General features: G+C 41.2%; 13 protein-coding genes. 6 read left to right on the top strand and 7 right to left on the bottom strand.

Features of this window, described 5'->3' with window-relative positions; genetic code table 11:
* Positions 1 to 39: 39 nt before the first annotated feature.
* The 7 genes from ACYQY7_RS08315 to ACYQY7_RS08285 form a co-directional block, all read right to left on the bottom strand.
* Positions 40 to 822, bottom strand: a complete 783-nt coding sequence (locus ACYQY7_RS08315; protein WP_461201591.1) for an ABC transporter permease — start codon at positions 820 to 822, stop codon at positions 40 to 42.
* Positions 819 to 1,616, bottom strand: coding sequence for an ABC transporter permease (locus tag ACYQY7_RS08310; protein ID WP_461201590.1), 798 nt, complete (start codon positions 1,614 to 1,616; stop codon positions 819 to 821). The genes ACYQY7_RS08315 and ACYQY7_RS08310 overlap by 4 nt, the downstream gene beginning before the upstream one ends.
* Before the next feature lies 1 nt (position 1,617).
* Positions 1,618 to 2,673 carry an ABC transporter ATP-binding protein gene (locus tag ACYQY7_RS08305; protein WP_461201589.1) on the bottom strand — a complete coding sequence of 352 codons (1,056 nt, stop codon included), beginning with the start codon at positions 2,671 to 2,673 and terminating at the stop codon, positions 1,618 to 1,620.
* 71 nt (positions 2,674 to 2,744) lie between these two features.
* Positions 2,745 to 3,839, bottom strand: a complete 1,095-nt coding sequence (locus tag ACYQY7_RS08300; protein WP_461201588.1) for a Ger(x)C family spore germination protein — start codon at positions 3,837 to 3,839, stop codon at positions 2,745 to 2,747.
* On the bottom strand, positions 3,836 to 4,936 hold the full coding sequence (locus ACYQY7_RS08295; protein ID WP_461201587.1) for a GerAB/ArcD/ProY family transporter: 1,101 nt from the start codon (positions 4,934 to 4,936) through the stop codon (positions 3,836 to 3,838). Before ACYQY7_RS08295 ends, ACYQY7_RS08300 begins: the two co-directional genes overlap by 4 nt.
* A gap of 9 nt (positions 4,937 to 4,945) precedes the next feature.
* Positions 4,946 to 6,415, bottom strand: a complete 1,470-nt coding sequence (locus tag ACYQY7_RS08290; protein WP_461201595.1) for a spore germination protein — start codon at positions 6,413 to 6,415, stop codon at positions 4,946 to 4,948.
* Positions 6,412 to 7,926, bottom strand: a complete 1,515-nt coding sequence (locus tag ACYQY7_RS08285) for an FAD-dependent oxidoreductase (RefSeq protein ID WP_461201586.1) — start codon at positions 7,924 to 7,926, stop codon at positions 6,412 to 6,414. Before ACYQY7_RS08285 ends, ACYQY7_RS08290 begins: the two co-directional genes overlap by 4 nt.
* A gap of 140 nt (positions 7,927 to 8,066) precedes the next feature.
* Here ACYQY7_RS08285 and ACYQY7_RS08280 point away from each other — a divergent pair, with 140 nt between their 5' ends.
* From ACYQY7_RS08280 to pgmB, 6 genes are all read left to right on the top strand, one after another.
* On the top strand, positions 8,067 to 9,359 hold the full coding sequence (locus tag ACYQY7_RS08280) for a transcriptional regulator (RefSeq protein WP_461201585.1): 1,293 nt from the start codon (positions 8,067 to 8,069) through the stop codon (positions 9,357 to 9,359).
* Positions 9,360 to 9,449: 90 nt separating this feature from the next.
* Entirely contained in the window at positions 9,450 to 9,677 is a 228-nt protein-coding gene (locus ACYQY7_RS08275) for a hypothetical protein (protein ID WP_021094383.1), read from the top strand.
* A 176-nt stretch (positions 9,678 to 9,853) separates the two neighbouring features.
* Positions 9,854 to 12,457: a bifunctional acetaldehyde-CoA/alcohol dehydrogenase gene (gene adhE / locus ACYQY7_RS08270; protein ID WP_461201584.1), complete on the top strand. Its 2,604-nt coding sequence runs from the start codon at positions 9,854 to 9,856 to the stop codon at positions 12,455 to 12,457.
* A gap of 79 nt (positions 12,458 to 12,536) precedes the next feature.
* Positions 12,537 to 13,016, top strand: coding sequence for a Cys-tRNA(Pro) deacylase (gene ybaK, locus ACYQY7_RS08265; protein WP_461201583.1), 480 nt, complete (start codon positions 12,537 to 12,539; stop codon positions 13,014 to 13,016).
* A gap of 18 nt (positions 13,017 to 13,034) precedes the next feature.
* Entirely contained in the window at positions 13,035 to 13,751 is a 717-nt protein-coding gene (locus ACYQY7_RS08260; RefSeq protein ID WP_461201594.1) for a TrmH family RNA methyltransferase, read from the top strand.
* A complete protein-coding gene (gene pgmB, locus ACYQY7_RS08255; RefSeq protein WP_461201582.1) occupies positions 13,744 to 14,409 on the top strand; it encodes a beta-phosphoglucomutase in 666 nt (221 codons plus the stop codon). The genes ACYQY7_RS08260 and pgmB overlap by 8 nt, the downstream gene beginning before the upstream one ends.
* The last annotated feature ends 8 nt before the right edge of the window (positions 14,410 to 14,417 follow it).

Raw genomic sequence — 14,417 nt, 5'->3', positions numbered from 1 at the left:
AATTGTATATAGAGTTTTATGGATTTTTACAAAAACATTTTAACAGTTACTACCCCCCTTAACGCTAGCGCGTTGTGTGATGACGTAATACACAACAACGAGAACAAGCGTAAATAAGAAAAGAAGGGTAGATAAAGCGTTAACGGATAATGAAATCCCTTGGCGTGCGCGCGAATAAATTTCAACAGACAACGTCGAAAAGCCATTGCCTGTCACGAAAAACGTGACTGCAAAGTCATCGAGCGAGTACGTGAGCGCCATGAAAAAGCCAGCAAAAATGCCTGGTGTAATGTATGGGAGGACAACTTTCGTTAAGACGTTCCATTCGTTTGCCCCTAAATCGCGTGCTGCATCAATCAATGTCGGACTCATTTCTTGTAGCTTCGGTAACACCATCAACACGACAATCGGAATGCTGAAAGCAATATGAGATAATAAGACAGACGTAAATCCGAGCTGAATGCCAGCAATCGTAAATAAGATCAGAAACGATGCTCCGATGATGACGTCAGGGCTGACAATTAAGATGTTATTTAGCGTAAGCAACGTTTGCTTCCAGCGATGTTTTGCATAATAAATGGCAATCGCGCCTAAAACGCCAATGATTGTCGCAAGCGATGACGATAATAAGGCGATAATCATTGTATGCAAAACGATAATAAGCAAGCGTGTATCAGCAAACACTTCTTTATACCAATCAAGCGTAAACGATTCGAAATGATGCATCGTCCCACCACTATTAAACGAATAATAAATTAAATATAAGATAGGCATGTATAATATGAAAAACACAAACGCTAAATAGAGGCGAGAAACTTTCATTGTCTCACCCCCCATTTTTTATTTCCTGTTAAAGCCATGATGCCGGCCATGGCAATCATTAAAAAGACAGCGATTGTCGCACCCATCCCCCAGTTTTGCGTCACGAGAAAATGTTGCTCGACAGCGGTACCAAGCGTAATGACGCGGTTTCCGGCGATTAATCGCGTCAACATAAAGAGCGAAAGCGACGGAATGAACACCGCTTGACAACCTGCTTTGACACCATCGAGAGTAAGCGGAAAAATGACGCGACGAAATGTCGTCCATTCGCTCGCCCCTAAGTCACGCGCAGCATCGATTAAAGAAGGATTCAATTTTTCAAGCGCATTAAAAATCGGCAAAATCATAAACGGAATAAAAATATAAACAGATACAAAAACAAAACTAAAGTCCGTAAACAATAGTTGTTTCGTTCCAATTCCAATCGCTTCAAATAGCGCATTGACTGCCCCATACGTGCCAAACAAACCGAGAAAAGCGTACGCTTTTAACAATAAATTGACCCATGTTGGTAAAATAATAAGCAACAACCATAACTGCTTATGTTTCGTTTTTGTTAACAAATAAGCGGTTGGGTACGCAATAAGGAGTGAACATGCTGTAATTAGAAATGCATACCAAAACGAATTTACTGTCATTCGTAAATAAACTGGCGTAAAAAAAGTTTGATAATTGACGAGCGAGAAATGGCCTTCGATATCGAAAAAAGAATAATAAATAATAAGAATAATCGGTGCAACAACGAACAACCCGATCCATAACCAATAGGGGATGGCATAAGCATAGCGGCGCATATTATTCTCCCCCGTTTCTTTTCATAACATGAATAGCTTCTGGTTCAAAATGTAGGCCGATTTCTTCTCCGATCTCTGCTTTTTTTGTCGAGTGAACGAGCCACTCGTTACCATGCGTATCATAACAACAAAGCTCATAATGTACGCCGCGAAATAAGACAGAATCAACACGCACGTGCAATTTGCCTCGCTCAACCGTTGTTAATTCTAAATCTTCAGGGCGAATGACAATATCGACTTGTTCATTTTTCGCAAATCCGTGATCGACGCACGTAAATTGTTGATTCGCAAATTCCACAACAAAATCGTCGATCATCGTTCCAGTAATGATATTTGATTCCCCGATAAAATCAGCGACGAAACGGTTCACAGGTTCATCATAAATATCTTTTGGTGTACCACGTTGTTCAATCTTTCCTTTATTTAACACAAAAATTTCATCTGACATCGCAAGTGCTTCTTCTTGATCGTGAGTGACGAAAATAAATGTAATGCCAAGTCTTCGTTGTAATTCGCGTAACTCGTATTGCATTTCTGTTCTCAGCTTTAAATCAAGTGCTGATAGCGGTTCATCTAGTAACAGCACGTCCGGTTCGTTGACGATCGCACGAGCGATAGCGACACGTTGTCGTTGACCTCCTGACATTTCATGAATGGCCCGTTGTTCGTATCCTTCTAAGTTGACGAAGCGAAGTGCTTCTTTTACTTTTCGCTCAATGTCTGCCTTTGGCACTTTTTTTATACGCAAGCCAAAAGCAACGTTTTCAAACACGTTTAAGTGAGGAAAAAGCGCATAATCTTGAAATACTGTATTCACTTGCCGTTTATTTGCTGGAACATTGTTCATTCGTTTTCCGTGAAAGTAAATATCTCCTTTTGTCGGTTCGATAAACCCAGCAATTAAGCGAAGAATGGTCGTTTTTCCACAACCGGAAGGACCAAGAAGCGTATAAAATTTGCCACGCTCCATTTCAAAACTGACGTTATCGAGCACAGGAGGATCATCATCGTATTGTTTTGTGACATGGTCAAAGCGAATAATGACGCGATCGTCCATATTGTTTTTCCCACCTCATTTAGCCATTTTTTAAATTCATTATGAACGATCGGTTCATATTCAGCAACTTTTTATTGAAGAACACCGTAGCTAATGATTTTAACTGTCGGGTGAATGTTAATGTCTGCTTTCGCGAATGCTTTTGGCCAGCTTTTTACCTTTTGAAACTGTTTGTATTCGTAAGCGCGGGCATACAAACCAAATCCGATCGGATCGACTTCAAATTTTTGTAGTTTTTTAATGACATTTTCAAGCTGCTTTTGTATTTCTTTCGTGAGTAATTTCTCAATTTTTTCCTTATCTTTTTTCATATCAATGTACGTTGTTGACTCTGTTAAAATAGCGCTTAATTTCATGTGCACATCAAAGTGAAAAATTCCGTTTTGAAACGACGGTTTATATGAAAAATCACCATGTTCAATAGAAATGCTTACGTATTCCGTCTGTTTTGTTAATGTTTTAATTGGTAACGTAATCGATGTCGCGGGTTTAATATTTTTTTGCAATATCGCAAAATACGGACTTTCTTTTTGTGATAATGAGCCGACATATTTCCTCTGTTTGTTAAATAAAGCAATCCCTCCTGCGACTAAATCCCCTTTATGTACTTTTAAAATTGGCGCAAATGGGGTTTGGGAACGATCAAGCGATAAACGTCGAAATTCAAGCAAGTTTATTTTTGTTGTTTGTTTGCCTACATTCGCTGTTAATAGTACATCTCGAATTGCGACAGATAAACGAGGTTTATCTTCAAGGCGAATATACATTAGCTCTTTTAACGGTCCATCGAAAACGATAAAATTGGCTGTTGTTGAATTTTTCGGATCGCGATAAAGCACATCTAAATATGGAAACATATTAAGCTTTTTCGCGAGAGTTTTGCTTATAACTACATTTTGTGTTTTTCCTCCAACTATTTTTCCAGTGGCAAAGGCGTTTGCTTTAAAACGATTATCACGCAACGTTAATCCGGATGTACGAATGACTTCGTAAATGTTTTTTGACTCTTTATTAAACACAGGGCTTACAGAGTAAACGAGCAAATTTTTGTCTTTTCCTTCATCTAAACCGACCGTTAAAACGAGCGTCAATTCATCGAGCTGTGTTCGCGTGCCACATCCGACTGTTAAGAGAAAACAAAGAACAAAGTATATATATTTTCTCATTTCTTTTTTCCCCCTTGAAACCATTGCGCAACGGAAACGTAAATGAATAAAATGATAGGAAAAATGTAAGCACCCCATAGACCGTATCGCTCCCACCACGACCCCATCGTTTGAATATGGGAAAACGATGGATTGTATAAAAAAGATATTAAAATAAATATGCAAACTGCAATAAGCAATACAATCGTATGGTCTTTTTTTCCGATAAGTTGACTAATACCAAAAACAGTTGTGAAAATGTACGGGATACCTGTCGTTGACATCACGAACAAATAAAACGATAAAAAAATCACTTCAAACCGTTCAATAAATGAAAACTCGATTGTTTTAAGCAACAATAATGTCGGCCAAATAAGTGAAGGTGTTTCGTCAGGGCTAAAAAAAATAAAACAAGTGATCGTAATTAATAAAAAAGTAAAAGCAGAGATACTGTTGGCGATAACCATTGCTTTTACCGCATGTCTTTTTTCTCTTAAAAACGGATAAAAGACGAACGCTAATTCAAAGCCTAAAAACGACAAAATGGTCGTTTTCACCGCTTGAAAAATAGGTGTCCATCCTTCTTTTAAAATAGGGAGCATATGCAAAATCGTTCCTTTTTGTAACGGTACAGCGATGAGAATCGGCATCCAAAGCGTTAAATAAAAGATGACTTCTGCGTAGCGACCGAGCACGCGTGCACCATTTCGCGTAATTAAAAATCCGGGTAGCATAAATAACATCATAATAAGATAGTTTGGAGTGTTCGGCAAAATCCATACTTGTGTAATATGAATGGCAGTAAACACGACGGTGATGGACGCTAATAGAGCGTAAGCGACAAAAGCGATATGGATCAAAGTTCCGAATATACGACCGAAGTAGCGGCGAGAAAGATCGAAAATGGTATCTTGCGGATGCGTATTCATCGTTTTTATAATGATCGTACTTGCGATAATCGAAATGATCCAACCGATAAGAAGCGCAATCCAGCCATCTGTATTGGCGATATCAGCAAGCTGGGCTGGAAGTGATAAAATGCCAATGCCGATTTGAGTGCCCGAAATAAGAAAAATATATTGCATCGTTGTCATTTCGTTAAATTCATATCGTTTCATATGCACCACTTATTTGCGAAATTTTTTTTGTCTCGTCAGCTGTGTTGGACGGGCAGATAATGGACGCGTGCGCATCATCCAAAGCGGAAAACGTAAAATCGTATCTTTCCAGTCGCGCAATCGTGCAGGGGCAAACGGGCTTCCTTCAGGTGTACCAAGCGATTCTAATGAAATAAGGTGCCCAATAATAAGCATAAAGCCGATTACCATGCCGACTAAACCAAATAAAGAAGCGGCAATCATCATCGGAAAGCGCAATAAACGAATCGATTCCGACATATCTGGATTTGGAATAATAAATGACGCAATCGCCGTTAATGAGACGATAACGACCATAATGTTGCTGACGATACCGGCTTCTACAGCTGCTTGCCCGATGACGACCCCTCCAACGATGCCGACCGTTTGTCCGATCGGTGCAGGCAGGCGCAAACCTGCTTCACGTAACATTTCAATCGCAAGTTCCATTAAAATGGCTTCTAAAATAGGGGGGAGCGGAACACGTTCGCGCGATTCGCCAATCGTTAACAATAAATTGAGCGGGATAATTTCGTAATGAAACGAAAGCGCTGCAATATAAGCGGACGGTAAAAAAATAGCCATAAAAAAGGCAAGCAAGCGCAAAAGCCGTAAAAATGATGCGATCATCCACCGCGTACTGTAATCGTCAACTGTTTGGAAAAACGTAATAAATGTCATTGGTCCGATCATGACGCTAGGCGAGCGGTCGACGACGATCACGATGCGCCCTTGTAGTAAATTGCTGACCGCAGCATCTGGCCGTTCGGTTAATAAAAATTGCGGAAACGGTGAAAACGGATTATCTTCAATATGCTGCATCAATTCCCCTGTATTGACGATCGTATCGACGTCAACTTGTTCAATGCGATCTTTTAATTCTTGCAGTACTTCTGGATGGGCAACGTCTTCTAAATACAATAAGGCGACAGGTGTATGTCCGCGTCTGCCGACAGTCGTTTCTTCAATTTTTAGTTGTTGATGTGGCAAATAACGGCGAATAAGCGCAATATTTTTTTCGCATGTTTCAATAAATCCTTGATGCGATCCTTTTAGTGACGATTCAATTTGCGGTTCAGCGATGGCACGATGCGGCCACCCTTGTGTATCTAAAAGTAATACTTGATTGTCGCCGTCTAGGAATAGCGCTGTTTCCCCTTGAAATATATGTTGCATGACATGTTCCCATTTTGTCGTATATGATTTTGAACCAATCGGGAGTTGAATATCCGCAATTGTATGAATGTGTTTCGTTTCAAATAAAAGCGGATCAATAATGTTGTTGTTAATCGAGTTTTTATCAACGAGCGTATTAAGATATACAAGTAACGCCCGTTTTTTCGGCTCACCAATGAGTAGATGGCAGTATACAAGGTCAGGCGTTTTTGTAAAATAGTCACGCAACGTTTGTTCATTCGCATCAAGCGAATGAGTCAATAGTTGTTGAGTGCCGTTCATTATTCATCTCCTTTCAGCTGTTGAAGCGGTTCGATGGCTGGTCCTTCTAGCACTTTTCCTGTAAAACAGAAGCGTGAACCGTGGCATGGACAGTCCCATGTCCGTTCACTATTGTTCCACTCCAGTTCGCAACCCATATGTGTACACGTCGTATCGACGACATAACGTGTACCTTCATCATCGCGATAGGCCCCTGCCCGTTTTCCATTTACATTGACAACGGCCCCTTCTCCTTTTGATATGTCGCGCGAGGTACGAAGGGCATATTCAAGTTTTCCGATTAGGAAATGCTTCGCGACATCGATTCCTTCCGTCAGCAAGTGATTGAGCGACGGATCAGCAACAAATCGTGACGGAGTAAACAGTTGAGCGTAACGGTTTTCTTTTTGTAATGCTAAATCGGTTAACAGATGAGCAGCAACCGTGCTTGTCGTCATGCCCCATTTTCGATACCCTGTCGCGACAAGAATGTGTGGAAGACCTGTGCGAACAGAACCGATGTATGGAAGATTGTCTAGCGTGATGAGATCTTGCGCCGACCAACGATATAGCACATGTGATAAACCGAACGTATGTTGACAAAATGCTTGTAACGCTTCATAGTGTTGAATCATGTTGATCCCTTGTCCGACTTTATGCGACTCGCCACCGATTAGAAGAAGCGGCTTGCCGTCCATCGTTGTGCAGCGAAGAGATCGCTTTGGTTCATTTGCGCTTAAATACATGCCTTGCAGTCGTTCGTGTGACTGGACTGCAATAACGTACGATCGTTCTGCATGCAAGCGTGCAAAGTAAAATGCAGGGTCAAAAAACGGAAAGTGGGTACAAATAATGACGGTATCACATGTAATGGTAGATCCGTTTTTTGTTTGGACGACTGGTCGTGTCGCTGTTTCGATATGTTGTGCAACAGTTTGTTCGTAAAAAGATGCCCCATGTTTTACTGCAACATCGACTAATGTTTTGACGTAATGAAGCGGATGAAATTGCGCTTGGTTGCGCATCATGACTGCACCTTGGATGGAGAAAGGAAGTGACAGTTGATCGACATATGCCCCGTCGATGCCGAGCGTTTCATACGCTTTCCATTCCGCCTCAAGCTTATATAATTGCGTTTCTTCAGTCGTATACACGTATGCGTCTTCTACCGATAAGTCACAACGAATATCGTGTTCTTTTATCGTTTGCAAAATCGATTGCAGCGCTTCTTTATTTGCTTCGTAATATTGACGAGCGCTATCTTCACCGAAGTGGGCTATCAGTTCATGATAAATGAGATCATGCTGGGCAGTGATTTTTGCGGTCGTATGCCCTGTTGTGCCGTGACATAGCCGATCTGCTTCGATGACGGTGACGCGCACTCCTTGTTTAGCGAGCAAATAAGCCGTCGTAATGCCTGTTATTCCTCCTCCAATAATCGTCACATCCGTTTTAATCGGTTGCTTCAGAGGGGGGAAAGACGGAATCGTTGTTGATTGTAGCCAATACGATTGTGATAACTTTGGTAAAGACATGTTTTTGTTCCTCCATAACCACGTTTTTCTTAATTTTCCCCAAATCGAAAAGTTTATGATGAACATTTGTAAAGATGATAAAATGGAAATAGACGAGTATCGAAACGTTTTTATAACATAACGTAAGAGGGAGATCGAAAGTGAATAAAGATGCAAACATTCGTTTACAAGATAACGTGGTGTTAGAACATTATGGGCTTAATGAATTGCATTTAGAATCTGTTCGTCATTATCGCGAACAATTTGCAAAAGCAAAGCCAAACCATCCATGGAACGGGTTAGAAACGAAAGATTTTTTATATAAAATTGGGGCATGGGGGAAAATACGAGATACAAACAAAGAAGGGCTCACATTAGCAGGGCTCCTTATGTTCAGCGAAGAGCGAATGATTACAGAAGTTTTACCACAATACTTTTTGGAATATCGCGAACATGACGACAATGATATGCATTGGACAAATCGTTTCACTTCACAAGACGGAACGTGGTCGGGAAATATTTATGATTTTTATTTTAAAGTGATGAACGAGTTTAAAGATGTATCTACATTTGAAAAAGAAGCTGTGCATGAAGCGCTCATCAACGCGATTGTCCATGCCGATTATAATGGCGATGGAGGCGTTATTGTTGAACGGCAGCGATCATATATACAATTTTCTAATCCTGGGCTTTTCGGCATTCCTTTAGAACAAGCGTATAGCGGCGGGATTAGCCATTTGCGCAATCCGAATATGTTTAAAATGTTTATTTACATTCAATTTTGTAAACGTGCTGGAGTCGGTTTAAAAACGATAGAGACGATTTGCTTACAACAACTTGCTGTCGAGCAATATGATTTCCAAAAACGAACGGTCGTTACATTGCCTATTATGTCCTTCTCAGAAAGACACGAACATATAGAGAAGATCGAGGCAGTAAGTGATTGGACGGATGATGTGCCATTATTGGACTCCGTAAATAAAGATGAAAACTCCTATAATATCGAACGAAACTCCATTAATAACGATATTGAGTCCATAAATAAAGAACGAAACTCCTTAAATAGCGAGCTTAACTCCGTAAACAAAGGGCTTAACTCCGTAAATAATAAGGATAGCTCCATAAATAAAGACGAAAACTCCGTAAATATCCTTTTTGACTCCGTAAATAAATCGGATGAGAAAGCAGAAATAAATATCGATCAGGAGCTATGGAACATTGCTGAAATTGCACGTAAGAAAAAAAGGCTTGCACCGACTAAAATGGAAGAAATCATTTTGCAACTATGTGCTCATCGACCGTTAATGCTAAAACAATTATCGTATTTATTAGATCGAACGCCAGACGGTTTACGAAACAACTATTTAGGAAAGTTATTAGCAGAAGGAAAAATGAGGTTAAAGTATCCAGAACAACTAAATCATCCGAAACAAGCATATATGACGAATAAGTAATATTCATGATTTGTTCAATATTTCACAATCTATAATAGAGAAAAGAATGTTACAATGATGGTAACAAAAGAAAAGTTGAGGTGACAAACAATGCTTGTATGCGAATGGAGAAACTTTTCAACAGATGCGGAAACATATACACTAGAGCTATTTGAAGAAATGATTGGCGATGAATTTGAGGCGATGATGTTTGAAGATGATCAAGAAATTCCTTCTTATATATGGACAGTAAACTATGTTGTCATTGTCAAACGAAATACGCGCATGTACAACGATATTTCGTTTACGAAAATTCCGCGCAATCCAGTATGTGAGTAACCGCCTTCTTTATGAAGAAGCGGTTCTCTTATAAAACATAATTGCTCAATATTTCACAAAGTTGACACACACGAACAAAATTCCTTTCGCTATAATGAAAATGTGAAAAAAATCACAATTTTATTTTCAATTAACTTGTGAAAAAATTCACAAATAATAATACAGGAGGGTCTTATATGGCTGTTGATGAAAAAGTATTAGACCAAAAGAAAGAAGTTACGAAAATGATCGACACCCTTGTGGCGAATGCGCAAAAGGCGTTAAAAGCATTTCGTGATTACGATCAAGAAGCGATTGACCATATCGTCAAGCAAATGGCGTTAGCTGGACTTGACAAACATATGTATTTAGCGAAGTTAGCGATCGAAGAAACAAAACGTGGCGTGTATGAAGATAAAATGATTAAAAACATTTTTGCGACAGAATATATTTATCATAACATTAAATACGATAAAACGGTTGGCGTCATCCGAGAAAATGAACAAGAAGGCATCATTGAAATTGCCGAGCCTGTTGGGGTGATTGCTGGGGTTACACCGGTAACAAACCCAACATCAACAACGATGTTTAAGGCGCTTATTTCAATTAAAACGCGCAACCCAATCATTTTTGCGTTCCATCCGTCCGCGCAAAAATGTAGCAGTGAAGCAGCACGCATTTTACGCGATGCAGCCATTGCAGCTGGTGCACCAGAGTATTGTATTCAATGGATCGAAACGCCTTCTGTCGAAGCGACTCAACAATTGATGCATCATCCTGGCGTTTCGCTTATTCTTGCGACAGGTGGAGCAGGCATGGTTAAAGCGGCATATAGCTCAGGAAAGCCAGCATTAGGGGTTGGACCTGGCAACGTGCCTTGCTATATTGAGAAAACCGCAAATATAAAACGTGCCGTGAACGATCTCATTCTATCAAAAACGTTTGACAACGGTATGATTTGTGCATCTGAACAAGCGGTCATTATTGATAAAGAAATTTATGATGCCGTGAAAAATGAGATGATCGTAAACAAATGTTATTTCTTAAATGAAGAAGAAAAGAAAAAAGTTGAAAAGCTTGTCATTAATGAGAATACGTGCGCAGTCAATCCGAATATCGTCGGTAAACCAGCATATGAAATTGCGAAAATGGCAGGCGTTGATGTGCCAGTTGATACGAAAATTCTTGTGGCAGAACTAAAAAGCGTTGGCCCGCAAGAGCCGCTTTCTCGTGAAAAATTAAGTCCGGTATTGGCGTGCTATAAGGTAAATAGTACAGAAGAAGGATTAAAACGAGCAGAAGAAATGCTTGAGTTCGGTGGACTTGGTCATTCTGCTGTTATTCATTCAGAAAATCAAGAAGTCATTCTTGAATTCGGTAAGCGAATGAAAGCAGGGCGAATCATTTCTAACGCACCATCTTCACAAGGGGCGATCGGTGACATTTACAACGCATACATTCCGTCATTGACGCTCGGTTGCGGTACGTTCGGTGGCAACTCTGTTTCGACAAACGTTGGTGCGACACATTTAATTAACATTAAAAAATTAGCGAGAAGGAATGTAAACATGCAATGGTTTAAAGTTCCGCCAAAAATTTATTTTGAAAAACACGCGACACAATATTTAGCGAAAATGCCAAACATCTCACGCGCCTTTATCGTTACAGACCCAGGCATGGTGAAGCTCGGCTATGTCGATAAAGTGTTGTACTATTTACGCAAACGCCCAGATTATGTGCATTGCGAAATTTTCTCAGAAGTTGAACCAGACCCATCAATCGAAACAGTCATGAAAGGTGCCGACATGATGCGTGCGTTCCAGCCAGACGTCATCATCGCTCTCGGCGGTGGTTCAGCGATGGACGCAGCGAAAGCGATGTGGTTGTTCTATGAACATCCAAATACAGACTTTAACGGCTTAAAACAAAAGTTTTTAGATATTCGTAAACGTGTATTTAAATATCCAAAGCTTGGTCAAAAGGCGCAATTTGTCGCGATTCCAACAACGTCTGGTACAGGTTCGGAAGTCACATCATTTGCGGTCATTACAGATAAGAAAAATAACGTTAAATATCCGCTCGCTGATTATGAGTTGACACCAGATGTCGCCATCGTTGATCCACAATTCGTTATGACGATGCCAAAACATATTACAGCGGATACAGGTATGGACGTATTAACACATGCGATTGAAGCGTACGTATCGAACATGGCGAACGACTATACAGACGGGTTAGCGTTAAAAGCCATTCAGCTTGTCTTTGAATACTTGCCACGTGCATACAAAAACGGCAACGATGAAGTAGCGCGCGAAAAAATGCACAACGCATCAACGATTGCCGGTATGGCATTTGCGAACGCCTTTTTAGGCATTAACCATAGCTTAGCGCATAAACTTGGTGCAGAATTCCATATTCCGCACGGACGTGCAAATACGATTTTAATGCCGCATGTCATTCGTTACAACGCGCAAAAACCGAAGAAATTTACAGCGTTTCCGAAGTATGAACATTTCGTGGCTGACCAACGTTACGCTCAAATTGCCCGCTTGCTTGGCTTGCCAGCGAAAACGACAGAAGAAGGAGTAGAAAGCCTCGTTCAAGCGATCATTAAGCTCGCAAAAGAGCTCGACATGCCATTAAGCATCGCAGCAACAGGCGTCAGCAAAGAAGCATTCGAAAGCAAAGTCGAACAACTTGCTGAATTAGCTTTCGAAGATCAATGTACAACAGCCAACCCAAAATTGCCATTAGTCAGCGACCTTGCCGACATTTATCGCCAAGCATATAAAGGGGTTTAAGATGATAAGGGGCGTCCGATGAAGGATGTCCCTTCTTTTTGTTTATGGTACACTAATAGAGGAAAGAGAGGGACGGATCGTGAAACAAGCGAAGACGAATGCTGTGCGCATGCTTGATCGCGCACGTGTGCCGTATGAACTGTTGACTTACGAATATACAGATGGACAAATTGATGGGATATCCGTTGCGAGAAAAACTGGACAACGTGAAGAAATAGTGTATAAAACGCTTGTCACAAAAGGGGCGAGCGGTCAACTTTACGTATTTGTTATCCCTGTCGCAGCAGAACTGGATTTAAAAAAAGCGGCGATCGCTGTCGGTGAAAAAAGTGTGCATATGTTGCCTGTGGCGGATATCGAAAAAATGACGGGGTATGTGCGAGGTGGTTGCTCGCCAATCGGAATGAAAAAAATGTATGCCACATATGTGGATGAATCGGCGTTTTTGCACGAACAAATCATTGTGAGCGCAGGGAAAATCGGCATGCAAATGAAACTTTTTGTTCAAGATTTATTAAAGTTAACGAAAGGGAAAACCGCACATGTCATCAAAGCGTAGGAGGGTTGTCGCATGCGAATGACAAAAGAGGTAGAACGTCAATGGCTTAAGCAGCGCATCGAAGAAGGACTGTTGACAGACGACAATCGCTTGCTTTGGGAAATGATTTTGCCAAGTCGCTTAAAGCGCATGTACGATGTGTTAAGCGAACGGACGAGGTATATTACCATTTTGACGGAAGCGGTAGACGACCCACACAATCAAGCAGCAGTGTTACGTTCAGCCGAGGCGTTTGGCATTCAAGACGTTCATGTTGTCGCCGGAGCCGCTCCGTTTGAACCGAATAAATGGGTGACGCGACGTGCGGACAAATGGTTAACTGTGCATAAACATTCATCGATTGAACACGCCATTCGCCGCCTTCAACAAAACGGCTATCAAGTATATGCAAGCTATTTAGGAGAAGGAACGATTCCGCTTGAACAAATCAACGTATCGAGGCCAACGGTGCTTTTGTTCGGAAATGAGCATCGCGGAGTATCGGAAGAGGCGCTTGCTTTGGCGGATGGGAAGTTTATCATTCCGATGAACGGCTTTGTGCAAAGCTTTAATATTTCCGTTGCAGCAGCTATTTCTCTTTACGATGTCACGAAGCGGGCGAAACAAGTGGCGAATGGGCGCTACTATTTGTCGCTTGCGGAAAAGAAGGAAATATATGAGCATTGGATGAAACTTTCGCTTAGTCCACGGCTAAGAAAAATGGTGGAAAGTAAAATAGGAGGAAGCAATGATTGAAGGAGTGATTTTTGATTTAGATGGCGTCATTGCTGATACGGTTGAGCTGTACTATATCGCGACAAAACGCGTCGCCGATGAAATCGGAGTGCCGTTTGATCGACAGCTCAATCAAAAGCTGCAAGGTATGAGCAGACAGGCGATGGTTGAGGCGCTTCTTGGTGAAACGGCGCATGAATGGACGGAAGAAGAAAAGCGTGCTCTTGGCGATCGCCGTGGCCAATATTATCGTGAGCTGATCGAGCAATTGTCGCCAAGTGACGTGTTGCCGGGAATGATAGATCTCCTTCGCGACATTCAGCGCGACGGCGTCCCGATGGCGCTCGCATCGTCAAGTTCAAACGCACGTATTGTTGTTGAACGGCTTGGCGTACGCTCTTTTTTTGATGTCATTGTCGATGTAAAAACCATTGCGCGCATGAAGCCAGATCCAGAAATTTTTTTAACAGCTGCAACACAACTTTGTGTGGACCCATCCCATTGTGTCGCTATTGAAGATGGGGAAGCGGGAATGAAAGCAATTAAGCAAACAAATATGTTTTCTGTCGGCATCGGGGTGCATTTAGCCTCGCTGTCTCCCGATTGGCTCGTTCAGCGGACAACGCAATTGACATGGGATGAGTTGAAAGTAAAATTTATGCAAAAAGCTGGTCAATGACGACCAGC

This window comes from Anoxybacillus sp. TBDG-1, assembly GCF_054815885.1.
The sequence above is the reverse complement of the archived record's forward strand: the minus strand, read 5'-3'. Positions and strand labels throughout refer to the sequence as shown.

Excerpts from the sequence above, each read along its gene's own strand:
- ACYQY7_RS08275 (WP_021094383.1), top strand. The coding sequence starts at position 9,450 with ATGCTTGTATGCGAATGGAGAAACTTTTCAACAGATGCGGAAACATAT.
- pgmB (WP_461201582.1), top strand. The coding sequence starts at position 13,744 with ATGATTGAAGGAGTGATTTTTGATTTAGATGGCGTCATTGCTGATACG.
- adhE (WP_461201584.1), top strand. The coding sequence starts at position 9,854 with ATGGCTGTTGATGAAAAAGTATTAGACCAAAAGAAAGAAGTTACGAAA.
- ACYQY7_RS08305 (WP_461201589.1), bottom strand. The coding sequence starts at position 2,673 with ATGGACGATCGCGTCATTATTCGCTTTGACCATGTCACAAAACAATAC.
- ACYQY7_RS08285 (WP_461201586.1), bottom strand. The coding sequence starts at position 7,926 with ATGTCTTTACCAAAGTTATCACAATCGTATTGGCTACAATCAACAACG.
- ACYQY7_RS08260 (WP_461201594.1), top strand. The coding sequence starts at position 13,035 with ATGACAAAAGAGGTAGAACGTCAATGGCTTAAGCAGCGCATCGAAGAA.
- ACYQY7_RS08315 (WP_461201591.1), bottom strand. The coding sequence starts at position 822 with ATGAAAGTTTCTCGCCTCTATTTAGCGTTTGTGTTTTTCATATTATAC.
- ACYQY7_RS08310 (WP_461201590.1), bottom strand. The coding sequence starts at position 1,616 with ATGCGCCGCTATGCTTATGCCATCCCCTATTGGTTATGGATCGGGTTG.
- ACYQY7_RS08295 (WP_461201587.1), bottom strand. The coding sequence starts at position 4,936 with ATGAAACGATATGAATTTAACGAAATGACAACGATGCAATATATTTTT.
- ACYQY7_RS08300 (WP_461201588.1), bottom strand. The coding sequence starts at position 3,839 with ATGAGAAAATATATATACTTTGTTCTTTGTTTTCTCTTAACAGTCGGA.